We start from the raw sequence: 22,467 nt of genomic DNA, 5'->3' as shown, positions 1-22,467 counted from the left end.
GAAAATTATCCGACCGCCCTCCGGGCCCGCGCTGCCGTTTCACCTCCCACGCCCCGCATGGACGTTCCGTTGCTCATTGCCCGGCGTTACTTTTTCTCGAAGAAGAAGCGCAACATCATCAGCATCATTTCCAACATCTCCATGATTGGCGTGGCGGTGGGTACAATGGCGCTGATTATCGTGCTGTCAGTGTTCAACGGCCTCGAAGACCTGGTGCGCACGCTCTACGGCAAGTCGGACCCCGACCTGCTGGTGACGGCCGTGCAGGGCAAGTCGTTTACCGTGTCGGAGCCCATGCTGGAAGGCATGCGCCGCATCCGGGGCGTGGGGCTGCTTACGGAGGTGATTGAGGACAACGCCCTGCTGCAGTACCACGACCGCCAGATGGTGGTGAAGATGAAGGGTGTGTCGGAAAACTACTACACCCAAAGCCGCATCGACTCCTCGATTGTGGAAGGCGACCACCGCCTGCGCCGCAACGGCGAGCCCTACGCCCTGCTGGGCGCCGGCGTGCAGCACGAGCTCAGCATTGCCCTCAACAACCGCTTTGCCCCGCTGCACCTGCTCTACCCGCGCAACACGGGCAAGAAAACGCTTTCCATGAACCCCGAAAGCGCCTTCACCGAAAAGAGCATCACGGCGGGCGGCGTGTTCCTGATTGAGCAGCACATCGACGACAGCTACGTGTTCGTGCCGCTGGAATTTGCCGAGGAGCTGCTGCATTACGGCCCGCGCCGCACCGCCCTGGAGGTCAACGTGGGCGACGAGCACGACATTCAGAAGGTCAAGGAGCTTATCAAGAAAAACCTCGGCCCCAAGTTCAAAGTCCTCGACTCCGACGAGCAGCACGTGAGCCTGCTCAAGGCCATCAAGGTGGAGAAGATGTTCGTGTTTATCACCTTCGCCTTCATTCTGTTGATTGCCTCGCTCAACATCTTCTTCTCCCTGTCGATGCTCGTCATCGACAAGCGCAAGGACGTGGCGATTCTGCTGGCCATGGGCGCCACGCCGCGCCATATTCGGCGCATTTTCCTGCTTGAGGGCGCCATCGTGGCCCTGGTGGGCGCCGTGACGGGCCTGTTCCTGGGCGTCACTATCTGCTGGATTCAGCAGACGTTCCACGTCGTGAGCATGGGCATGGCCACCAGCGTGGTCGACTCGTACCCGGTTAAAATGCAGTTTTCAGACATTGTGCTCACCGGTCTGGCCATTGTGATTATCACAATAGCCGTTTCCATCCGGCCGGCGCTGAATGCCGCGCGCCTCGACGTGCGCGAAAACCTGTAACCTTCTGCCAGCCGCGCAGGTAATTCATCTACCCGGAAGGATGTTCGGGGATATGAAACTAACCCGTTCGTCTTGATGATATAATTATTTGTAGATTTATTTTACTTTTTGGCAAATAATATAGTATTTAGCATTTGTCCTTACATTCAACGCTGCATTTTGGCTGCCGTTTATCCTCATGAAGGTTTCTACTGCTCTACCTTTTCAAATTGTTTACTCGCTGCTTGAGCACGAATATTTAGGCTATTTATTTGAAAGCTACGTTGTTCAGCGCAACGCCAAAGGGCAGCTGACTCTGCAGCACCAGACGGTTTCGGCCAAGAATGCGCCCGAGTTTGCCGATGGCCTGGACGCAACCGACTTCGAACTGGTGGCCCTCACCGACCAGATCCAGCAGGACGCCGTCATCAAGGAGTTCTGGCCCAAGAAAACCACGCCCGCCGACTTTTTCCTGAAGGTGTACGACCCGGAGAAAGGCGACAAAGCCCTGCAGGACGTGATTTGCCAGCACGTGCAGGCGCGCATGGGCCAGATTCTGGAGCGCCTGCCCGGCAAGTGCGTGTTCATCATGGGCAAGGACGGCGAGCCGACGTGGCGCGAAATCGGCCTGGCCCCGGAAGCGGCGTCGGTGCTGTTTCACTTCCGGCGCAACGAAGACAACACGCACTACTTCCCCACCATCCAGTACCAGAATCAGCGGCTCGATTTTCAGTACAAAAACGCCGTTATCGTGTCGGAGCAGCCGGCCTGGCTGCTGGTAGACGATGTGCTCTACCACTTCCGCAACGAGGTGGACGGCAAGAAAATCAAGCCCTTCCTCAACAAGAAGTTCATTGTGATTCCGCGGCAGGTGGAGGAAAGCTACTTCCTGCGCTTCGTGGCGCCACTCGTCGAGTCGTTCGATGTGCACGCCCGCGGCTTCGATATCCGGTCGGAGCGCTACGTGGCGCGGCCGCAGCTCACGTTTTCGGATGCTCCCACGGCTAAAGTGGTAGAGGAGGTGCGCCCCACGGCCCGCCGCGCCGCCACCGAAACCGGCGGCACCAGCGTGGCCACCGCCCTTTCCGACCATATCCACTTCGATCTGTCGTTTCGCTACGGCGACCATACCGTGCACAACAGCTACGACAAGCGGGTGTGCGTGAAGCTGGAAAAGCAGCAGGACAACTACATCTTCCACCGCCTCGTCCGCAACCTCGACCGGGAGCAGGAAATCATCCGGGAGCTGGCCGACCGCGCCCTGGAAGTGCGCAACGGCCGCGCCGTGCTGGAAAAGGCCACCGCCTTCCGCTGGCTGCACCACCACGCCGACGAGCTGGCCCGCCTGGGCTTCACGGTGCAGCAGGGCAGCACCTCCGGCAAAGACTACTTCATCGGGGCCGTGAGCGTGGAAGTGGGCATCACGGAAGCCAACGACTGGTTTGATGTGCGCGGCACCGTGCGCTTCGGCGAGTTTGAAATTCCGTTCATCAAGCTGCGCACCTACATTCTACAGCGCCGCCACGAGTTCCGGCTGCCCAACGGCCAGATTGCCATCATCCCGGAGGAGTGGTTTACGCAGTACCTTGAGCTGTTTGCCTTCGCCGAGGAACACGCCCAGAACCTGACGCTGCGCAAGCACCACCTGGCGCTGGTATCGGACCTGCAGAACGGCAACCTGGCCACCGTGGTCATCAGCCGCAAGCTGGAGAAGCTGCGCGGCTTTGAGGCCGTGGAAGACCAGCCCATGCCCGTGGGCTTCCAAGGCGAGCTGCGCCCCTACCAGAAGGCCGGCTACAACTGGCTGCACTTCGTGAAGGACTACCATTTCGGCGGCTGCCTCGCCGACGATATGGGGCTGGGCAAAGCCCAGCCGCTGCACGCCCGTATTCTGACGCCCACGGGCTGGAAGCAGATGGGCGACATGCAGCCCGGCGACACCCTCATCAACTCCCAAGGTGGCACCTCGCGCGTGACGGGCGTGTTTCCGCAGGGCGAAAAGGAGATTTTCCGGGTGACGTTTACCGACGGCTCCACGGCAGAATGCTGCGCCGAACACCTGTGGGCCGTGCAAAGCCCGGTGCAGAAGCACCGCGGCCAGGGCTACCAGGTGCGGGAGTTGGCCGACCTGCGCCACGACCTGCACGACCGGCACGGCAACACCAAGTGGTTTGTGCCCATGGTGAAGCCCGTAGAGCTGGCGCCCCGGCCCATAGTCCTCGACCCGTACCTGCTCGGGCTGCTGCTGGGCGACGGCTGTTTTCGCCGCAACAGCGTGGGGCTGACCACTGCCGACGCCGAAATTGTGAACTATGCTGCTGAGGCACTGCCTCCTGGCCTGCGCATGCAGCCCGTAACGCCCGGCGGCTACGATTACAACCTAGTGAAAGCCTCCGGCTGGACCAATGCCCTGATGCAGGAGGTAAAAGCCCTGGGGCTGAAAGACAGGAAATCAGCCGATAAATTCATTCCCGAAGCGTACCTGTTCAACGACGTAGCCACCCGCCTGGCGGTGCTCCAGGGGCTCATGGATTCCGACGGCTACGTGTCGGCCAGCGGCGACGTGTGCCAGTTCACTTCGGTTTCAGAGCAGCTGACGGCAGGCGTGACGTTTCTGGTGCAGTCGTTGGGCGGCACGGTGCGGCAGTCCAGCAAAGTGCCTACGTATTCGCACAACGGCGAGCAGCGCACGGGCCAGCGGGCCTACACGCTCACGCTCAGCCTGCTGCCGCACATCGTGCCGTTCCGGCTGGGCCGCAAGGCGGCGCTGTACCGGCCCAAAACCAAGTACCAGCCCTACCGCGGCATTCGGGCCGTGGAACTTGTAGGTATGATGCCCGCGCAGTGCATCTCCGTTGACGCCCCCGACCGGCTGTACGTGACGGATAATTTCATCCTGACTCACAACACCATTCAGACGCTGGCGCTGCTGCTGCACCGCAAGGAAAGCGGCGAAGCGGGCGGGGCGGCGTCGCTGCTGGCCATGCCTACTTCACTGGTATACAACTGGTTGAGTGAGGCCCAGAAGTTTACGCCGGCGCTGCGTCTGCTGGTGTACACGGGCACCTACCGCGACAAAAACGTAGACCAGTTTGCCGACTACGACGTGGTGCTCACCAGCTATGGCATCGTGCGCCTCGATGCCGAATTGCTCAAGACCTACAAGTTCGACTACGTGATTCTGGATGAGTCGCAGGCCATCAAAAACCCCGGCTCCACCACCTCGCACGCCGTGCGCGGGCTGCACTCGCGCCACCGCCTGATTCTGACCGGCACGCCGGTGGAAAACAGCACCATGGATTTGTGGTCGCAGATGTCGTTCATCAACCCGGGCCTGCTGGGCACCCAGACGTTTTTCCGCAAGGAATTCCTCAAGCCCATCGAGAAAGGCAAGGACGAGGGCCGCACGCGCAAGCTCCACGCCCTGATCAAGCCATTCATTCTGCGCCGCCACAAGGCGCAAGTAGCCAAGGAGCTGCCCGAGAAAATCGAGAACCTGAGCTACTGCCCCATGACCGAGGAGCAGCAGCACTGTTACGAGGAAACCAAGAGCTACTACCGCAACAAGATTCTGCAGAACATTGAGGAGCACGGCACGGCCAGCACCCAGTTTATGCTGCTGCAGGGCCTCACCAAGCTGCGCCAGATTGCCAACCACCCCCGCATGGCCGACGAGGAGTACGTGCACGAGTCGGGCAAGCTGCGCGAGATTGTGCGCATGATCAAGAGCGTGGTTTCGGAAGGCCACAAGGTTCTGGTGTTCAGCCAGTTTGTCAAGCACCTGGATATCGTGCGGGCCTCGCTCGATGAGCGCGACATCGAGTATGCTTACCTCGACGGCAACACCCGCGACCGGCACAAAGTGGTGACTCGCTTCCAGGAAACTGAAGAGCTGCGAGTGTTCCTCATCAGCCTGAAAGCCGGCGGCGTGGGCCTCAACCTGACGGCTGCCGACTACGTGTTCATCCTCGACCCGTGGTGGAACCCGGCCGTGGAGGCCCAGGCCGTAGACCGGGCCCACCGCATCGGGCAGCAGCGCACGGTGTTCACCTACAAGTTCATCACCCAGAACACGGTGGAAGAGAAGATCCTGGCGCTGCAGCACAAGAAAATCCAGCTGGTCACGGACCTGATTACCACCGACGAAGCCATTATCAAGAGCCTCACCAAAGAGGACATTGAGGAGTTGCTAGGGTAGGGACCTACTAAGCGGCCAGGGTATTATTTTCCGTAAAATAGGCCTTTCCTACTCGTGCCTATTATGGCTTCGGCTGTAAGCAAGCCGCTATGCCGGCAGCCGCATGATAAACTCGGTGTAGGCACCCTCCTGTGTCTGGCAAAGTAGCTGCCCGCCGTGCCCCTGCGTCACGATATCGTAGCTGATGGACAACCCAAGGCCCGACCCTTCGCCGGTGGGTTTGGTGGTGAAGAACGGCTGAAAGATTTTGTCCAGCACGTCTGCCGCAATGCCCGGTCCGTTGTCGCACACGCGTAGCTCCACCTGCCCGGAGCGGCACTGCGTCGTGACCTGTAGCAGCGGTTTGTAGCCAGGCTCCTGGGCTTGCTGGCGCTTGCGCAGGGCATACAGCGCATTGTTGAACAGATTCAGCAGCACCCGGCCAATATCCTGCGGCGCCACTCTGACCAGTTCCATATCGGGCGCAAAGTGAGTTTCGATAGTGATGTTGAACGTTCTGTCTTTGGCGCGCATGCCCTGGTAAGCCAGCCGCAGAAACTGGTCGGTGAGGGCATTGAGGTTGGTGGGCTGCCGCTCGCTGGCCGAGGTGCGCGCATGCAACAGCATACCCTGCACAATGCCGCCGGCCCGCTGCCCATGCTGCGTGATGCGCTGCAGGTTGTCTTCCAGATTCTGCAGCAGCTCGGCGGCCGGCGCCATAGTGGTGGCTGGCAGCTGGTGCAGCACTTCTTCCTTCAGTTCCTGCACCAACTCTACGCTTACCTCTGAGAAATTGAGCACGAAGTTGAGGGGGTTCTGAATCTCGTGCGCCACGCCCGCCGTCAGCTCGCCCAGCGAAGCCAGCTTCTCGCTCTGAATCAGCTGGCGCTGCGTGGCCTGCAGATGGTCCAGCGACTGTTGCAAGTCGGCGGTGCGCTGCTGCACCTGCTGCTCCAGCCGCTCGTTCTGCTGCTCCAGCAGCAGATGTTTCTCACGTTCCTGCTGCAGCCGGCGGCGCTGCTCCCGCACCAGAATACCGATAATGCCGCCTACCAGCAGCAGCAGCACCGGACCAATCAGTAGGAAGGGCAGCAACGCATCGGGCATAGCGAGAATCAGGAATAAACTCCCGGCAATATATTGTTTCTCAGCAATTTATACGACCGTCGCCGCCAGCGGCTATAGTGCAGCCAGTAGGGGAGGGCCTGCCTGGGGTTGATGCTCAGCGGAAAGAAGCTGAACATCCAAGCCAGCAGCCCCATGTGCACGGCGTACAGCAGGGCATCGGGGGCGCTGATCAGCGTGTCAAGACGAATGTTAGTGGCCTTGTCGTAACCTGCATTGTAGATGATATTGGAGGCTACGTAGGTTACCACTGAGTAGGAGGAATACACCAGCACGGCAATGCTGAAGAAGAACCCTGGCTGTTCATCGAGCAGCAGTTCATTTCGGCTGAGTTGCAGAATGTGTAAGAGTGACAGCGCGACAAGAATAACACTACCGCAAGCCTGCGAATAGCTATTTACGCTTACAAATAACTTATTGAGAAAAAATGCATCGGCTACTACCACTACTATAAATAATACAAGCACAAGTGAAATTTTATTCCTCACTTCTTTTGAATCTATCAAAACATAATACGCCTTAGCAAAAATCATTACAGTAACCACCGTTGAAATATGAAAAATATAGACATTATTTCTAAACACGCTTCTACTTATTACATCCATAATATAAAATATTGTTTTTACACACACATAATAATACACTAAGCAGCACGGACGTGGCAAGTGCCTGCGGCGCATATAACCCACTATAAATGGCAGCAATGGGGAAGCCTCCAGCACTCTATTTGTTAGGTGGAGCAATTGAACATCTACATTCATCTACAAATGATCAGCATTGTTTATTTACTCCGCTGGAAAGGGCTAGTGAAATCACAATTATCGGGGCACTTATCATAACTAACTATCACCCGTCCTATTTGCCCATTTCTGTTAATCAAGTCTTTGTTATTATCATCAACTCCTACGATAACTATTCCTATAGAATTAATCGTACCTGCGGCTTCGACATTATTAAATGTTCTATAGACTCTGATTCCTTTACATTTTACTCCAGCATTTTCGTAAAAATCAAATAGCTGTATTATCTCTGATTTATCAATATAATTAACCGTATTATCGCCAGCGTATTCATACTGATAATTTTTAGCTGCGTCACCCGCGTGTTTATCTGCGTCAATTGTAAGCCCGCCTGGATCCGGCTTCCTGTCATAAAATGCAGGGGATTTTTCGCCTATTCTGCAGCTACAAAGCACGATAGAGAAGCTTGCCGTAAACAGGCTTAAGCCGAGAATATGGGATAGGTTTTTCATGAAATAGGGCTTAAGTAGTGAGAACTAAGGTGGCAGCAAATCGTGGACTTCATAGGTTCATACTACAAAAAAATATTTGAAAAATCAAATTTCAACCAACATCGGTAGTCATTAATACAGGTTGGTTGCAACCAGCTTATGAAACTCGTATGACAAGATTGACAAACCCTGTGTCCCTTGCGTCGGTTCTATCCCCATGCACCTCTACCTCCGCACCCACGTAGCTGCCGCGCCCGCCCAGGTGTGGCAGGGCTTCACCCGCGACCTGTTTCTGGCCCTGGCGCCGCCGTTTCCGCCGTTCCGGCTGCTACGCTTCGATGGCTGCCACCGCGGCGACGAGGTGCACATTGAGTTGGGAGCCGGGCCCGCACGCTTCCTCTGGACCTCTTTTATCACCGACCACGGTACCACGCCCGACGGCACTTACTATTTTGTGGATGAAGGCCGCAAGCTGCCACCACCGTTGCGCTACTGGCAGCACCGCCACCTGATGCAGCCCGCGCCGGGGGGCGGCACTTACATTGTGGAAGACCTGGAATACACCAGTGGAAATGGTCTGCTGGACCGGCTGCTGTGGCCGGCCATGTGGGCGCAGTTTGCGTGGCGGCAGCCCATCTATCGGCGCTGGTTTGGCAAGCCCGCCAAGGTAGCTGCTGCACTGCCAGCGGGTTGAGGCAGCGCGCAGGCCGCCGCTCCCGTATACGGCCCGGGTTCCCGGCGCACCTCGCGCTGGAGCCTGCTTTCTCCTCTCTCCTATGCGCACCACTACTTCTGCCACCCCGGGCTGTTTGCGGCCGTTTTTTCGTTTGCTGAGCGCGCTGCTGGTGCTGGGCGCCACGGCCAGCTGCAGCAGCAGCCAGTCGGCCTTCCGGTTTCGGCCCGCGTCTTCCGAACGGGTGCCCGCGTCCGTAGCGGTTGTTTCCGCAGAGCCGGAAGCGGCGGTGCTGCCATCTGAAACGCCCGTTGCCGCGCAGGCCCCGAAGCCGCCAATGCGCGCGGCTGCTACCGCCCGGCTGCGGCGTTTGGCGCGGCCGGTAGCGGCATGGGCGCACGTGCCGGCCGCTTCGGCGGCCCAGGCAGCACCCAGGGCGCGCGCATCGGCGGCAACGGCCAGGGTCCGACGAGCATTTGCGCCGCAACGGCCCGCTGAGGTAGGGCTGGGCACGACAGTGCTGGGCGTGCTGGGCCTGATTGTGTTGCCGCTTTCCCTGCTGGGCCTGCTGATCTGGGGCGGGCCGGTGTGGCTGGTGCTGGCCGGGCTGTCGGCCCTGGCCGTGCTGATTGCCTACATCGACCCGTTCGGCTAACCGCTGGCGGTGGGTCCGGTGGGCCGGCTGGCGCAGGCCGGCGGCACGCTTCCCCGACGAAATCCGACGCGTCCGGCCAATCCGAAAAATTCGCGGTCTACCTTTGCAGTCCAATTCACTTCATTGCCCTATGACTGCTGCCATCGTCACCCTCAAACCCGGAAAAGACCAATCCCTGCGCCGCCGCCACCCGTGGGTGTTTTCGGGCGCTATTGGCCGCATGCAGGGCGAAGTGACCGAAGGCGAAGTAGTGACGGTGCAGGCCGCCAACGGTGAGGTGCTGGGCGTGGGCCACTACGCTCCCGGCTCCATTGCCGTGCGCATGCTCGATTTCGGCACCGAAGCCCAGCTGCCGGATGCTGCTTTCTGGGAAGCCCGCCTGCGCAACGCCTACCAGCTGCGCCAGGGCCTGGGCCTGACCGGATCCGGCAACACCAACGTGTACCGCCTCACCCACGCCGAAGGCGACGGCCTGCCCGGCCTCATCATTGATGTGTACGGCGACACGGCCGTGGTGCAGGCGCACAGTGCGGGCATGTACAAGGCCCGTCCGCTTATCGCCGAGGCTCTGCAGGCTGTAATTCCGGGTTTGCGCGCCATCTATGACAAGAGCGCCGAAACCGTACCGGCCAAAGCCGCACCGGGCGCCCAGAACGGCTACCTGTTTGGGAGCAGCAGCGGGCAGGAGCACGTGGTGCACGAAAACGGCCAGCCTTTCGCCGTGGACTGGGAAACCGGCCAGAAAACCGGCTTCTTCATCGACCAGCGCGACAACCGCAGTCTGCTGGCCCGCTACGCGCCCGGCCGCCGCGTGCTCAATACGTTCTGCTACACCGGCGGCTTCAGCTCCTACGCGCTGCAGGCCGGCGCCGAGCTGGTGCACTCCGTGGACAGCTCCAAGCGCGCCATCGAGCTGACGGAGCGCAACGCCGCCCTCACCGGCCTCGAAAGCAAGCACGCCGCCTACGCCGAAGACGTGTTCAGCTTCATGAAAAACAGCCAGGAAGAATACGACCTCATCGTACTCGATCCGCCGGCCTTTGCCAAGCACCTTTCAGCCCGCCACAACGCCCTGATGGGCTACAAGCGCCTGAACGCGGCCGGCATCCGGCAGATTGCGCCCGGGGGCCTGCTGTTCACGTTCAGCTGCTCACAGGTGGTGAGCCCCGAGCTGTTTGAGGGCGCCGTGCTGGCCGCCGCCATCGAGGCCGGCCGCCCGGCCCGCATCCTGCACCGCCTCACCCAGCCCGCCGACCATCCCGTAAGCCTGTTTCATCCCGAAGGCGCTTACCTGAAAGGTTTGGTGCTGGCCGTGGAATAACCCGGCCAGGAGCCAAACGCTCAATCCACCCGTTTTTCACGGCGGCCCGCACAAAGGCGGCTCCTTTTTGTTGTATTGCCCGTGAATCAACAAGAATCTTTGGTACCTAAACCTTCCGCCGCCATCATCGGGGCCGGCATTGGCGGCATTGCTACGGCCGTGCGGCTGGCCGTGGCCGGGCACCGTGTTACGGTATTTGAGGCGCAGGAAAGCTTCGGGGGCAAGATGCACCAGCTGGAGTTGCCCGGCGGCTACCGCTTCGACGGCGGCCCGTCGCTGTTTACGCTGCCCGAGCTGGTAGACGAGCTGTTTGCGCTGGCCGGTCGCAACCCCCAGGACTACTTCCGCTACCAGCGCCTCGACCCCATCACACAGTACTTCTTCGCCGACGGCACCCGCCTCACGGCCTGGGCCGACGAAAGGAAGTTTGCCGACGAAGTGCAGGCCAAGCTGGGCGTGCCGGCCGCTGAGGTGCTGGCGTTTCTGCGCCGCAGCGGCCAGGCCTACGATGGCACGGCGGGCACGTTTCTGCAGAAGTCGCTGCACAAAGCCGCCACCTACCTCAGCCCCGAAACGCTGAAGGCCGTGGGCGTGCTGCCGCAGCTGGGGCTGCTCAGCACCATGCACCAGCGCCACACCGCCGCCTTCCCCGACGACCCGCGCTTGGTGCAGCTCTTCGACCGGTTTGCCACCTACAATGGCTCCGACCCATACCAAGCTCCGGCCACCCTCAGTTTGATTCCGCACCTGGAGCACGGCCGGGGCGCGTTTTACCCCGAAGGCGGCATCTATGCCATTGCCCAGAGCCTAGTGCGGCTGGCCGAGGAGCTGGGCGTGGAGTTTCGCTACCAGGAGCCCGTGCTGGAAATCCTGACGGAAGCCGGCCGCGCAACGGGCGTGCGCACCGCCCACGGCACATACCCATCGGGATTGGTAATCAGCAACATGGATGTAGTTCCGACCTACCGGCGCCTACTGCCCACGCTGCCGGCTCCTGAGCGGACCCTGGCCCAGCCCCGCTCTTCGTCGGCCCTGATTTTCTACTGGGGCATAGGGCGGCGCTTTCCGGAGCTGGGCGTGCACAACATCTTCTTTTCGCAGGATTATAAGGCGGAGTTTGAGGCCATCTTCCAGCACCAGACCATTGCCGACGACCCCACGGTGTACGTCAACATCACGAGCGGGTACACGCCCACCGACGCGCCCCCGGGCCACGAAAACTGGTTTGTGATGGTGAACGTGCCCCACGACCAGGGCCAGGACTGGCCAGCCCTGATAGCCCGCACCCGCGCCGCCGTGCTTGCCCGCGTAAGCACCGCCCTGGGTACCGATGTGGGCGCCCTCATCCGGGCCGAGCAGGTGTGGGACCCGCCCGGAATTGCCGCCCGTACGTCATCGTTTGGCGGGGCCCTCTACGGCAGTTCCAGCAACAATCTGCTGGCGGCATTTCTGCGGCATCCCAACTTCTCACGGAAGCTGGAAGGACTGTACTTTTGTGGCGGCTCGGTGCATCCGGGCGGCGGAATTCCGCTGTGCCTGCTCTCGGCCCGCATCGTGTCTGGATTAATTAGTAATTGATAACTAGGAATTAACAATTGGTTGGCGGCGTCAACGCTTGATGCCCCTGACAAGACAATTCCTGCTTATAAATTACTGATTACTAATTACTAATAAATGCCCGAATCCATTCAACAACTACCGGCGGAGGCGCTTGCGCAACGTGCCCTGGCGCAGCGCCGCCGCCTGCGCTGGGCCCAAGGCATCCTGCTGCTGTTTCACGTCACGGGCTTTTTGGGGCTAGGCTTTTCGCAGGACCCAGCTTTCTTCCTGCAGTTCGTGCCGCTCAATCTGCTGCTCACGCTGGGCTTGCTGCTGGCATTTCAGCCGGAGCGCAGTGCCACGTTCTGGTGGTTTTGCTTGGTGGCCATGGCCGTGGGCTTTAGCGTAGAAGTGGTCGGCATCCGGACCGGGCTGCTGTTTGGGTTCTATGAATACGGCAGTACGCTGGGTCTGAAGTGGCTGGGCGTGCCGCTCATCATCGGGGCCAACTGGCTGATGCTCACGTATACCGCCGGTATTCTGGCGCGCTACCTGCCCATTTCCGATTTTCTGCGGGCCCTGGTAGCCACACTGCTGATGGTGGGCCTCGACGCCTGCCTGGAGCCCGTGGCCGTCCGGTTCGACTTCTGGCAGTGGCGCTTCGACGTCATTCCGCTGCAGAACTTCAAGGGCTGGTTTGCCGTGTCGCTCATCCTGCAGGTGTTTTTCAACCGCACGCAGTTTGAGAAGCGCAATCCGCTGGCGGCCTTTGTGTACATGCTGCAACTACTTTTCTTTTTCGGATTGGGGCTATTGCACTAAAAATATTGGCACTTCGGAATACTTTTTGTTGGGCGCTTCAGCGTTCTAGCTTAAATTCCGTTTTCCGCCTTCTATTCCCCATCCCTTATGGAGCAAGTTGTACTCCATCAATTACTTGATAAGGCTAACCTGTTACTGCGCGACATGGGCGTGCGGCTGCTACACGAAGAGCAACTAGCCGTAGCGCTGGACCTCACCCCCGACATGTTCCGCACCATTTTCGGCAACAAGGCCGAATTTCTGCTGCAGGTAACGCGCCACAACCTGGCTCGGCAGCGTCGTGAGCACGAAGAGCTGTTCGCCAACCTGGCCACCCCTGTTGAGTGCCTGCTGGCCATGCTGCACCACAGCCTGCACGAGCTGCGCCAGTCCCACCACGACTACCACGTGTTGCGCGAGCAGTTTCCGCTGGTCTGGGATGCCATCCAGGAGTACACTCGCGAATACGCCTTTCCGCTGCTCACGCGCCTGTTGCAGGAGGGTGTGCAGGAGGGCCAATTCCGCGCCGCCCTCGACGCGCCATTCATTGCGCGCATCATCCTGGCCCAGTTCAGTCTGGTGCTGAATGAGCAGTTTTTCCCGCCCGACCAGATAAACCTGGGCGAAGTGTACCGCAACATCTTTTTTCCCTACGTGCGCGGCCTCTGCACCGAAGAAGGTATGCGCCTGACGGCCCCCCATTTCGCCCGCATGTGGAAATAGCCCGCCGGTTACGGTCGTAAAAAAAGGAGAACCGGCATAGCCAGTTCTCCTTTTTTATGATGCAGGCTTCTGGCAGCTTAGCTAATGGAAACCCGAACTTTCTTGGTGTACTCGCGCAGGGCGTCCTTGAACTCGGAGCCGTGGTCCTGCATGTGGTTGCGGATGAAGATGGCAGCAAACACGTGGGTCAGCTGCTCGCCTTCGTCCTCGCCTTCTACCTCGAAAGCAGGTGTCTGCTCTTCCAGCAGGGCCTCTTCGGCGGCTACCAGAGCCTCCAACGTCTGCGTTTCCACGAGGCGTTTGATGACGGGCATTTTCATGGTGACAGCGGCTAGTTGAGGCGCGAAATCAGAGCGGCTACAGCTTCTTCCTTGCTGGCGGCCACGGTGTCCAGCAGCTCGCCATTGCGGAATACGGCGAAGAACGGCAGGTTCGTGACGCTGGCCAGCTTGCGGGCTTCGGGGCTGGTTTCGGCATTCACGTCCAGGAACTTGATGCCCTGCTCCTGCATGGCTTCGGCCATACGCTTGTACTTGGGCGAAAACAGGCGGCAGTTGCCGCACCAGTCGGCGTAGTATTTCACTACTACTTTATCGTTCGTTTCGAGGAGATTCTGGAAGTCAGCGTCGGTTGCTTTCGTAACGGGCATTGCAAAGAGGTTGATGGACAAAACATTGTCGGCAGATAAGAACAGTTCTTATCTGCCGACAAAGGTAAAGCCCAAATTTCCGAAAAAGGTTTGCCAGGGCCCGGTTTTCTGGGGTGCCGGCCAGCTACGCACCGGCCAGGCAACTCTGGTGGGCCTACTAGCAGTATAGCAGGCAGAGCATCGGCTACGATGCCCACTTAGTTTGCTTGTATGCGCCTCCTCCTGCTTGTTTTTTGCCTGATGCTGGCCGCCTGCGGCACTCCTGACTCCGCCAGCCGCCCCGTTGCGCCTCCCACGCCCCCTCCCCGTATGCAAAACGTCATTTTCTTCGGCAACAGCCTCACGGCCGGCTACCAGCTGCCTGCCAGCGCCGCCTTTCCCACCCTGCTCCAGCAGCGCATCGATTCGCTCAGCCTGCCTTACAAAGCCTTCAATTACGGCGTGAGCGGCGAAACCACCGCCGGCGGCCGGCTGCGCGTGGCCAGCGTGCTGGAGCGCCAGCCCGTGGATGTATTCGTGCTGGAGCTGGGTGCCAACGACGGCCTGCGCGGCATTCCCGTCCGCGAAACCACCCAGAACCTGCAGGACATCATCGACCAGGTGCGGCGCCGGTACCCGGAGGCGCGCATTGTGCTGGTGGGCCTGGAGTTTCCGTTCGACCTGGGGCCGCTGGGCGGGCACCGCATGGCCCGCTACGCCCTGGAGTTCAAGGCGCTATTCCGGGGGCTGGCCGAAAAGAACAGTTTGCCGTTCGTGCCGTTCCTGCTGCAGGGCGTCATCGGACAGCGCGCCCTCAACCTGCCCGACGGCGTGCACCCCAACGCCGCCGGCCAGAAGATCCTGGCCGACAACGTGTGGGCGGTGCTGAGTGGCGTGCTGAAGTAGTCCCGGAAAAGCAGAACGTCATGCAGAGGCGCAGCCGAAGCATCTCGCCAGTGTGGTAACCTTGTTGATTACTACACTGGCGAGATGCTTCGGCTGCGCCTCTGCATGACGTTCTATTTCAGGACCTAAGCCCTAAACGCTACGCTTTGTACAGCTGCTGGTAGTACTCGGTGGCCATGCGGCCCGACTCGAACTCGGGCTCTACTTCGCGCATGGCGGCTTTGGCCACGGCCAGGTACTTGGCGGGCTCGTTGTAGTAGAGCGGCACGATTTCGTTTTCCAGCACATCCAGCAGGCTGCTGGCTTCGGTGGCGTCCTTCACGTGGTCGGGCTGGTGGATGTCGGTATGCGGGATGATGAAGCCGTTTTCGCCGTGGCGCACGAACTCCGGAATCCAGCCGTCGGCGATGCTCAGGCTGAGGCTGCCGTTCATGGCGGCGGTCATGCCACTGGTGCCGCTGGCCTCCCGCGGGAAGCGCGGGGTGTTCAGCCACACGTCGGAGCCGCGCTTGAGGTAGCCGGACAGGGCCAGCTCGTAGCCGGTGAGCACGGCGCAGGTTTTCAGGTGCTTGGTTTTCTGGATGATGTCGTTGAACAGGCCGATGGCGCCGTAGTCTTTGGGGTAGGGCTTGCCGGCCCACAGCACCTGTACCGGCCGGTCGGTGTTGTTCACCAGGGCTTGGAACCGCTCGAAATCGTGCAGAATCAGGTCGGCGCGCTTGTAGCCGGCGAAGCGGCGGGCCCACACCACGGTCAGCACCTCAGGGTCGAGGAGGGTGCCGGTCTGGTCAGCCACTATATCAAAGAGTTGCTTCTTGAGCTTGCGCTTACGCGCGAGCAGAGCCTGGTCGTCGTTGGCTTCCAGGGCTTCGTGCAGCTGCTGGTCGCGCCAGTAGCGGCCGTTCTGCGAGTTGGTGATGGGGATGATGGGGCAGATGCCCTTGTTGGCGCCCCACATCTGGTTGGCCACGGTGCCGTGCACCTTGCTTACGGCGTTGGCCTTACGCGAGAACCGCAGGGCCGTGAGCGTGTAGTTGAGCATCTCATGCTCCACGCCCGCCACGCGGCGGATTTCGTCGGCGGGCACCGAGCCGAAGAAGGTCATGTCGGTGAGCAGCTTCATGGGGTGCTCCTCGTTGCCGGCCAGCTCGGGCGTGTGCGTCGTGAACACCAGGCGCTTCTGCACCTCTTCCAGCTTGCGGCCGTGCTTCTCGTAGAGGTAGAACGCCAGCGGCAGGCCGTGGCCTTCGTTGAGGTGGTACACGTCCATCTTCACGCCCAGCAGATCGAGCAGCTTGCCGCCGCCCACCCCCAACAGGATGCTCTGCGCCACGCGGGCCGCCGTGTCGGCGTCATACAAATGGTGCGAGATGGTGCGCGAGATGTAGTCGTTTTCGGGAATGTCGGTGGTCAGGAAGAACATTGGGGCCGTGCCGAACGTGTCGGGGGCCAGGTACATGGCCTTCACCTGCACGGCCGCGCCGTGGATGGTGATGGGGAAAATCAGGCCAGTATCCTGCAGAAACGAGTAGTCTTTGTGGCGGAAGTCGCAGCGCATGGTCTGGTCTTCGTTGCGGCCCTGGTCGTAGTAGCCGAAGCTCCAGAGGATGCCGATGCCGATCAGGTTCTGCTTGAGCTCGTAGGCCGAGCGCATGTGCGAGCCAGCCAGGAAGCCGAGGCCGCCGGAGTAGGTTTTGAGGGCCTGATCCAAGGCAAATTCCATGGAAAAGTACGCCGCCTGGGTGCTGAACTCGGGAGCAGGCGTGTAGGGGTTGAATTCGAAAGCCATAAAGGGAACGTCAGAAAACAGAAGAAGCCGGCCGATGTGCGGGGCGCGGCGGATTCAAATATCGGATTTTCCGCGGGCTGCGCCACCAATGCAGCTGTGGAAGGCAAAAGCGGCGGCAAAGTGGTCAACAGAGCACCACATACAGAAGCCGGCAGCAGCCATTTTCCGGCAGCCACGGCGGCGTACTGCGTTGGCGCTGGCGCAATTGCTGGCGCAATGCCTCGGTTACCTGTCGGTGCCATTGCTGGCTGACTTCAGCAGGTGCCCGCCGGGCTTATGTAAGACGTTTTATTACCCGTCTGGCGCTATATAGGCCGTATAAATCAGTCAACAGGACACCATTTCCGCGCAGTTCAGCATTATCTTCTCCGCACGTTCCGGCCGTAACTTGGCGGCCTTTCCGAACAATTCCCCCTGTGCCCATGACTACTTTTCGTTTCCGGCCACTCCTGACGGGCGTCCTGCTGGCCGCCGCCACCACTTCCGTAGCCCTGGCGGCCCCGGTCCTGACCGTTACTGAAGCTGCTGCTCCGGCTGCCAAAACTGCCGCTGTCCAGCGCATCGACCCCACGTTTTGGTGGGTGGGCATGAAAAACCCCAAGCTGCAACTGCTGGTGCACGGCCCCGGCATTGCCACCAGCACTGCCACGCTCAAGGCTTACGAGGGCGTGACCCTGGACGGCGTGCAGAAGCTGGAGAGTCCCAACTATCTGCTCATCAACCTCACCATCAGCCCCTCGGCCAAGCCCGGCAAGCTGCAGCTGGAGTTTCAGGGCGCCAAGAAAACCACCTTCGCCTACGAGCTAAAGCAGCGCACCACGCCCGGCGACAAGCAGAAGGTGCAGGGCCTCGCGCAGCAGGATTTCATCTACTTCCTGATGCCCGACCGGTTCTCAAACGGCGACCCTAAAAACGATTATATCAAGGACATGCGCGCCCCCAAAGTGGCCCGCGACTCGATGTACGCCCGCCACGGCGGCGACCTGAAGGGCATCGAAAACCACTTCGACTACTTCAAGAGCCTAGGCGTGACGGCCCTGTGGATGACGCCGGTGGTGGAAAACGACATGCCTAAGGCCAGCTACCACGGCTACGCCCTCACCGACTACTACAACACCGACCGCCGCTTCGGCACGCTGGAAGAGTACAAGCAGTTTGTGGACCGGGCTCACGCCAATGGCCTGAAAGTGGTGCACGACGTGGTGCTCAACCACATGGGCTCCAAGAACTACCTGTTCCTGGACCAGCCCGCCAAAGACTGGTTCAACCAGTGGCCCAACTTCACGCGCAGCAACTACAACTCCTCGGCCCTCAACGACCCCTACGGCTCGGAGCTGGATGGCAAGCTGTACAACAAAGGCTGGTTCGACACCACCATGCCCGACGTGAACCAGACCAACCCGCTGGTGGCTACCTACCTGATTCAGAACTTTTTGTGGTGGGTGGAATACACCGGCCTCGACGCCTACCGCATCGATACCTACCCGTATTCAGACCCCAAGTTCCTGATGCAGTGGGGCCAAGCCCTGAACGACGAGTTTCCGAACCTGTTCAAGTTTGGCGAGGCCTGGGTGGGCAGCACGGCCCAGCAGGCGTTCTTCGCCCGCAACGTGTTTCAGCCGGTCGATGGCTTCAAGTCCAACCTGGAATCAGTGTTCGATTTCCAGTCGCAGAACGCCATTCACGACGCGCTGCGGGGCGACCAGCCCAACCTGAACCGGGTGTACGAAGCCCTGCAGGGCGACTGGATGTACGAGGACGCCACCCGCAACGTCACCTTCCTCGACAACCACGACATGAGCCGCTTCTACTCGGTGATTGGGGAAGACTTCGGCAAGTTCAAGCTGGGCGTGGCCTGGCTGCTCACCACCCGCGGCATTCCGCAGCTCTACTACGGCACCGAGGTACTGATGAAGAACTTCTCGAACCCCGACGGCAAGGTGCGCGAGGACTTTCCCGGCGGCTTCAGCGGCGACAAAACCAACTACTTCACGGCCGCCGGCCGCACGGGCCAGGCCGGCGAGGCGTTCAACTACCTCAGCAAGCTCAGCCTCTACCGCCAGGCCCACCCGGTGCTGGCTACTGGCAAGCTCATGCAGTTCATCCCGCAGGACGGCGTGTACACCTACTTCCGCTACAACGACCAGGGCGAGGCCGTCATGATCCTGCTCAACGGCAACAAGGACGAGCGGGTAGTGGACGGCGCCCGGTTTGCGGAGCGGTTTAACGGGTTCAGTTCCGGGGTGGAAATCAACTCCGGCGCGGCGGTGGCTGATCTGAAAAGCTTTAAGGTGCCGGGGCGTACGGCCTGGGTGGTGGAGCTGCGGAAATAGGTATATTTCGTTCGGGTGTTTTTAGCCCGCAGAGGGCGCAGTGTTTTTCGCAGAGGACGCAGATGCACGAGAACGAGGTATCCTTTCAAATACGCAAGTCGGCTTTCGCCATTCACACGGCGCTGGGGCCGGGGCTGCTGGAGTCGGTGTACGAAACGCTGCTGAGCCACGAGTTGCGCAAGGTTGGCCTGGACGTGAAAACGCAGGTAGCACTGCCGGTGCTCTACGACGGACTCCGGCTCGAAAACGGTTTCCGCATGGATCTGCTGGTAGAAGGAAAGGTGGTGGTGGAAATCAAATCAGTAGAAGTACTGCTGGAAGTACACCACATGCAGCTGCTGACTTACCTGAAACTCTCTGGCCACAAACTGGGCCTGCTCATCAATTTCAACGTCCCGCTGATCAAAGCCGGCATCTTTCGAAAAGTTAACGGGTTGTAAGAACACTGCGCCCTCTGCGCAAAACACTGCGTCCTCTGCGGGCTAAAAACATCCGAACGAAACTCCCAAACGCCATGACCGACCTAACCGACCAAGTAGCCATTGTATCCGGTGCCAGCCGCGGCATTGGCAGAGCCATAGCCCTGCTGCTGGCCATGCAGGGCGCCAAAGTAGTGTGCGTGGCCCGCTCTGCCGAGGAGCTGGAGGAAGTGGCCCACAAAACCCAGGGCTTGGCTGTACCCGCCGACGTATCCGACGCCGACGACGCCCAGCACGTGGTAGACCAGGCCCTGCGCCATTTCGGCCGCCTCGATATTCTGGTCTGCAATGCCGGCGTGGGCTCGTTTGGGCTATTAGAGCATTTTGATGCCGCCGAGTGGGACCGGATTTTCGATGTGAACGTGAAGGGCACCTTCCTGCTCTGTAAGGCCGCTGTGCCGCACTTCAAGTCGCGCCACCGGGGCCATATCGTGGGCATTACGTCCGACGTAGCCCGGCGCACCTTCGAGAACGGCACGGCCTACGGGGCGAGCAAGTTCGCGCAGGATGCCGTGCTAGCCAGTTTGCGCAAGGAGGTCCGCTCGCACGGCATCAAGGTCAGCACCATCTTTCCCGGCCTCGTCGATACCTACTTCAACGACTCGGTGCCGGGCGGCCCCGACGCCGAGAAAACCCACCTCAAGCCCTCCGACGTGGCCCAGGCCGTGCGCTACGTGCTCGAAGCCCCGGCCCACGTAGTCATCGACGAGCTGATGATTCACCCGCTCACGCAGGAATGGTAGGAAGGGCTCTAAGAACGTCAGGCCGGACTGAGCGAAGCGTCTCGCCCGAGTAGTAATCCAGGCTGTACCAGCGAGATGCTTCGCGCCGCCCGGCATGACGTTCTTAATTACCCAATCACCTATCTTACGCGGTATATGAAGAAAATCCTTCTCCCGGCTGCGGCAGCTGCATTTGCTTTGGCTGCTTTCACTCTTCCTTTCTCGCCTGATTCCACTTCCGTGTCTGACTCCGTTTCCCTGGCGGACCCCAACACTACCGATGAGGTACCCCAGGACAATAAAATCGTCATCTATCAGCTGATGACGCGCCTATTCGGCAACAAGACTGCCCTCAACAAACCCTACGGCACGGCCCAGGAGAATGGCGTGGGCAAGTTCAACGACATCACCGACAAGGCGCTCCAAGAAATCAAGAAGATGGGCGTGAGCCACGTCTGGTACACCGGCGTGATTGAGCACGCCACCATGACCGACTTCACCAAGGCCGGCGGCCCCGGCCCCGACGATGCCGACGTGGTGAAGGGCCGCGCCGGCTCGCCTTACGCCATCAAGGACTACTACGATGTGGCCCCGGACCTAGCCGTGAACGTGAAAACGCGCATGCTGGAGTACGACGCCCTCATCAAGCGCACCCACGCCAACGGCCTGAAGGTGCTCATGGACTTCATTCCGAACCACGTGGCCCGCAGCTACAAGTCGGACGGCAAGCCGGTGGGCGTGGTGGACCTGGGCGCCGTGGACGACAAAACCAAGGCCTTCGCGCCCAACAACAACTTCTACTACCTGCCCGGCCAGCCGCTGGTGGTGCCCAAAGCCGGCAACCCACTGGGCGCCGCTCTGGGCCCGAAGGAAGACGGCAAGTTTCTGGAAAACCCCGCCAAAGCTACCGGCAACGACGTCTTCTCGGCCACACCGAAGGTGGACGACTGGTACGAAACCGTGAAGCTCAACTACGGCGTGGACTACCAGAACGGCCGCAAGCTGTACCTGCAGCCCGTGCCCGACACCTGGAAGAAGATGCGCGACATCCTGATCTTCTGGGCCCAGAAGGACGTGGACGGCTTCCGCTGCGACATGGCCGAAATGGTGCCCGTGGAGTTCTGGACCTGGGTGATTCCGGAGGTGAAAAAGGTGAAGCCCGGCATCATCTTCATTGCCGAAGCCTACACGCCCAAGGAGTACAAAACCTACCTCGAAAAGGGCCAGTTCGACTTCCTCTACGATAAAGTAGGCCTCTACGACGGCCTACGCCGCCTCATGACCGGAACCGGCACCACCGACGACATCACGAAGGTGTGGAGCGAGGAAAGCCGCGGCTTCTCGTCGAAGATGCTGCGCTTCCTGGAAAACCACGACGAGCAGCGCATTGCCTCCAAGGACTTCGCCACCGACCCGCGCACCGCCATTCCGGCCATGACCGTGTCGGCCACGCTGGCCTCGGGCCCGGTGATGCTCTATTCGGGGCAGGAGGTGGGCGAGCCGGCCCTGAAGTCGGAAGGCTTCTCGGGCGAGGACGGCCGCACCACCATCTTCGACTACTGGGGCGTGCCGGAGCACCAGAAATGGATGAACGGCGGCAAGTTCGACGGCGGCAAGCTCGACGACAGCCAGAAGCAGCTGCGCGACTTCTACAGCCGCCTGCTGAACCTGGCCAGCTCCAGCGAGGCCATCCGCAAAGGCAAGTTCTACGAGCTGCAGGACGCCAACAACCTGGGCAAAAACTACGACCAGAAGCGCATCTACAGCTACCTGCGCTACACCGACACCCAGCGCCTGCTGATTGTGGTGAACTTCAGCCGCGACAAGACGATGACGCCCACCATTGAGATTCCGCGCGAGGTGCGCCAGCGCATGGGCCTCAACCCCGACATCTTCTGCACCTACACCGACCTGCTCAACAACACGCCGCCCACCGACTTCCTCAACCTGACGATGCCCCCGCTGAGCGCCTACGTGTTTGAAATCAAGCCTAAAAAGTGATGAGGTAATGAGGTGAATGGTGATGAGGTAACAAGTCTGTAACGGCCCACCTCATCATCATTCACCCCATCACTCCATCACCTCCTCGCTATCCTCTC

General features: G+C 60.2%; 19 protein-coding genes. 13 read left to right on the top strand and 6 right to left on the bottom strand.

Features of this window, described 5'->3' with window-relative positions; all coding sequences use genetic code 11:
* The first annotated feature begins 57 nt into the window (after positions 1-57).
* Both N008_RS08245 and N008_RS24135 read left to right on the top strand, forming a co-directional pair.
* Positions 58-1,287, top strand: coding sequence for an ABC transporter permease (locus N008_RS08245; protein ID WP_044015203.1), 1,230 nt, complete (start codon positions 58-60; stop codon positions 1,285-1,287).
* Positions 1,288-1,465: 178 nt separating this feature from the next.
* The gene (locus N008_RS24135; protein WP_044015200.1) at positions 1,466-5,464 is read left to right on the top strand and encodes an SNF2-related protein; all 3,999 of its coding nucleotides are present in this window, start codon (positions 1,466-1,468) and stop codon (positions 5,462-5,464) included.
* An 87-nt stretch (positions 5,465-5,551) separates the two neighbouring features.
* Here the strand turns inward: N008_RS24135 and N008_RS08235 are convergent, their stop codons facing one another.
* The 3 genes from N008_RS08235 to N008_RS23070 form a co-directional block, all read right to left on the bottom strand.
* A complete protein-coding gene (locus N008_RS08235; protein ID WP_052381325.1) occupies positions 5,552-6,550 on the bottom strand; it encodes a sensor histidine kinase in 999 nt (332 codons plus the stop codon).
* An 8-nt stretch (positions 6,551-6,558) separates the two neighbouring features.
* Complete coding sequence (locus tag N008_RS08230) at positions 6,559-7,101, bottom strand: hypothetical protein (protein ID WP_044015198.1); 543 nt, start codon at positions 7,099-7,101, stop codon at positions 6,559-6,561.
* Between the two features lie 248 nt (positions 7,102-7,349).
* A complete protein-coding gene (locus N008_RS23070) occupies positions 7,350-7,820 on the bottom strand; it encodes a hypothetical protein (protein WP_156109108.1) in 471 nt (156 codons plus the stop codon).
* 196 nt (positions 7,821-8,016) lie between these two features.
* On the opposite strand from N008_RS23070, the gene N008_RS08225 reads away from it, so the two are divergent.
* The 6 genes from N008_RS08225 (at position 8,017) to N008_RS08205 (ending at position 13,511) form a co-directional block, all read left to right on the top strand.
* Positions 8,017-8,493, top strand: a complete 477-nt coding sequence (locus tag N008_RS08225) for an SRPBCC family protein (protein WP_044015196.1) — start codon at positions 8,017-8,019, stop codon at positions 8,491-8,493.
* 82 nt (positions 8,494-8,575) lie between these two features.
* Positions 8,576-9,127, top strand: coding sequence for a hypothetical protein (locus N008_RS23065; RefSeq protein WP_156109106.1), 552 nt, complete (start codon positions 8,576-8,578; stop codon positions 9,125-9,127).
* Positions 9,128-9,257: 130 nt separating this feature from the next.
* Positions 9,258-10,448 carry a class I SAM-dependent rRNA methyltransferase gene (locus N008_RS08220; RefSeq protein WP_044015194.1) on the top strand — a complete coding sequence of 397 codons (1,191 nt, stop codon included), beginning with the start codon at positions 9,258-9,260 and terminating at the stop codon, positions 10,446-10,448.
* Between the two features lie 99 nt (positions 10,449-10,547).
* A complete protein-coding gene (gene crtD / locus N008_RS08215) occupies positions 10,548-12,026 on the top strand; it encodes a 1-hydroxycarotenoid 3,4-desaturase CrtD (protein ID WP_044015192.1) in 1,479 nt (492 codons plus the stop codon).
* A gap of 96 nt (positions 12,027-12,122) precedes the next feature.
* Entirely contained in the window at positions 12,123-12,809 is a 687-nt protein-coding gene (locus tag N008_RS08210; RefSeq protein WP_044015190.1) for a carotenoid biosynthesis protein, read from the top strand.
* 87 nt (positions 12,810-12,896) lie between these two features.
* Positions 12,897-13,511, top strand: a complete 615-nt coding sequence (locus N008_RS08205; RefSeq protein ID WP_156109104.1) for a TetR/AcrR family transcriptional regulator — start codon at positions 12,897-12,899, stop codon at positions 13,509-13,511.
* A gap of 77 nt (positions 13,512-13,588) precedes the next feature.
* On the opposite strand, the gene N008_RS08200 is transcribed toward N008_RS08205, so the two are convergent.
* Positions 13,589-13,831: a DUF6952 family protein gene (locus N008_RS08200; RefSeq protein WP_044015186.1), complete on the bottom strand. Its 243-nt coding sequence runs from the start codon at positions 13,829-13,831 to the stop codon at positions 13,589-13,591.
* An 11-nt stretch (positions 13,832-13,842) separates the two neighbouring features.
* Entirely contained in the window at positions 13,843-14,160 is a 318-nt protein-coding gene (locus N008_RS08195; RefSeq protein ID WP_044018466.1) for a thioredoxin family protein, read from the bottom strand.
* A 309-nt stretch (positions 14,161-14,469) separates the two neighbouring features.
* Between N008_RS08195 and N008_RS08190 the strand changes: the two genes are divergently transcribed.
* On the top strand, positions 14,470-15,045 hold the full coding sequence (locus N008_RS08190; RefSeq protein ID WP_044018465.1) for an arylesterase: 576 nt from the start codon (positions 14,470-14,472) through the stop codon (positions 15,043-15,045).
* A 139-nt stretch (positions 15,046-15,184) separates the two neighbouring features.
* On the opposite strand, the gene glgP is transcribed toward N008_RS08190, so the two are convergent.
* Positions 15,185-16,834: an alpha-glucan family phosphorylase gene (glgP, locus tag N008_RS08185; protein ID WP_044015185.1), complete on the bottom strand. Its 1,650-nt coding sequence runs from the start codon at positions 16,832-16,834 to the stop codon at positions 15,185-15,187.
* Between the two features lie 422 nt (positions 16,835-17,256).
* On the opposite strand from glgP, the gene N008_RS08175 reads away from it, so the two are divergent.
* The 4 genes from N008_RS08175 (at position 17,257) to N008_RS08160 (ending at position 22,369) form a co-directional block, all read left to right on the top strand.
* Positions 17,257-19,167 (top strand): glycoside hydrolase family 13 protein, encoded by a 1,911-nt coding sequence (locus N008_RS08175; protein ID WP_052381324.1) that lies wholly within the window; start codon positions 17,257-17,259, stop codon positions 19,165-19,167.
* A 62-nt stretch (positions 19,168-19,229) separates the two neighbouring features.
* Entirely contained in the window at positions 19,230-19,607 is a 378-nt protein-coding gene (locus N008_RS08170; RefSeq protein WP_044015181.1) for a GxxExxY protein, read from the top strand.
* Positions 19,608-19,681: 74 nt separating this feature from the next.
* Positions 19,682-20,389 (top strand): SDR family oxidoreductase, encoded by a 708-nt coding sequence (locus N008_RS08165; protein WP_044015178.1) that lies wholly within the window; start codon positions 19,682-19,684, stop codon positions 20,387-20,389.
* 300 nt (positions 20,390-20,689) lie between these two features.
* Complete coding sequence (locus N008_RS08160) at positions 20,690-22,369, top strand: alpha-amylase family glycosyl hydrolase (protein ID WP_231569816.1); 1,680 nt, start codon at positions 20,690-20,692, stop codon at positions 22,367-22,369.
* Positions 22,370-22,467 lie beyond the last annotated feature (98 nt).

The organism is Hymenobacter sp. APR13, from assembly GCF_000737515.1.
In the GTDB taxonomy this organism is placed as follows: Bacteria; Bacteroidota; Bacteroidia; order Cytophagales; family Hymenobacteraceae; genus Hymenobacter.
The sequence above is the reverse complement of the archived record's forward strand: the minus strand, read 5'-3'. Positions and strand labels throughout refer to the sequence as shown.

Bases quoted from the DNA above. Each gene is read 5' to 3' on its own strand.
- N008_RS08190 (WP_044018465.1), top strand. From the start codon at position 14,470: ATGCAAAACGTCATTTTCTTCGGCAACAGCCTCACGGCCGGCTACCAG.
- N008_RS08170 (WP_044015181.1), top strand. From the start codon at position 19,230: ATGCACGAGAACGAGGTATCCTTTCAAATACGCAAGTCGGCTTTCGCC.
- N008_RS08230 (WP_044015198.1), bottom strand. From the start codon at position 7,101: ATGATTTTTGCTAAGGCGTATTATGTTTTGATAGATTCAAAAGAAGTG.
- N008_RS08245 (WP_044015203.1), top strand. From the start codon at position 58: ATGGACGTTCCGTTGCTCATTGCCCGGCGTTACTTTTTCTCGAAGAAG.
- N008_RS08235 (WP_052381325.1), bottom strand. From the start codon at position 6,550: ATGCCCGATGCGTTGCTGCCCTTCCTACTGATTGGTCCGGTGCTGCTG.
- glgP (WP_044015185.1), bottom strand. From the start codon at position 16,834: ATGGCTTTCGAATTCAACCCCTACACGCCTGCTCCCGAGTTCAGCACC.
- N008_RS08160 (WP_231569816.1), top strand. From the start codon at position 20,690: ATGACGCGCCTATTCGGCAACAAGACTGCCCTCAACAAACCCTACGGC.
- N008_RS23070 (WP_156109108.1), bottom strand. From the start codon at position 7,820: ATGAAAAACCTATCCCATATTCTCGGCTTAAGCCTGTTTACGGCAAGC.
- N008_RS08195 (WP_044018466.1), bottom strand. From the start codon at position 14,160: ATGCCCGTTACGAAAGCAACCGACGCTGACTTCCAGAATCTCCTCGAA.
- N008_RS08210 (WP_044015190.1), top strand. From the start codon at position 12,123: ATGCCCGAATCCATTCAACAACTACCGGCGGAGGCGCTTGCGCAACGT.
- N008_RS08165 (WP_044015178.1), top strand. From the start codon at position 19,682: ATGACCGACCTAACCGACCAAGTAGCCATTGTATCCGGTGCCAGCCGC.
- N008_RS23065 (WP_156109106.1), top strand. From the start codon at position 8,576: ATGCGCACCACTACTTCTGCCACCCCGGGCTGTTTGCGGCCGTTTTTT.
- N008_RS08200 (WP_044015186.1), bottom strand. From the start codon at position 13,831: ATGAAAATGCCCGTCATCAAACGCCTCGTGGAAACGCAGACGTTGGAG.
- N008_RS08225 (WP_044015196.1), top strand. From the start codon at position 8,017: ATGCACCTCTACCTCCGCACCCACGTAGCTGCCGCGCCCGCCCAGGTG.
- N008_RS08205 (WP_156109104.1), top strand. From the start codon at position 12,897: ATGGAGCAAGTTGTACTCCATCAATTACTTGATAAGGCTAACCTGTTA.
- N008_RS08220 (WP_044015194.1), top strand. From the start codon at position 9,258: ATGACTGCTGCCATCGTCACCCTCAAACCCGGAAAAGACCAATCCCTG.
- N008_RS24135 (WP_044015200.1), top strand. From the start codon at position 1,466: ATGAAGGTTTCTACTGCTCTACCTTTTCAAATTGTTTACTCGCTGCTT.
- N008_RS08175 (WP_052381324.1), top strand. From the start codon at position 17,257: ATGACTACTTTTCGTTTCCGGCCACTCCTGACGGGCGTCCTGCTGGCC.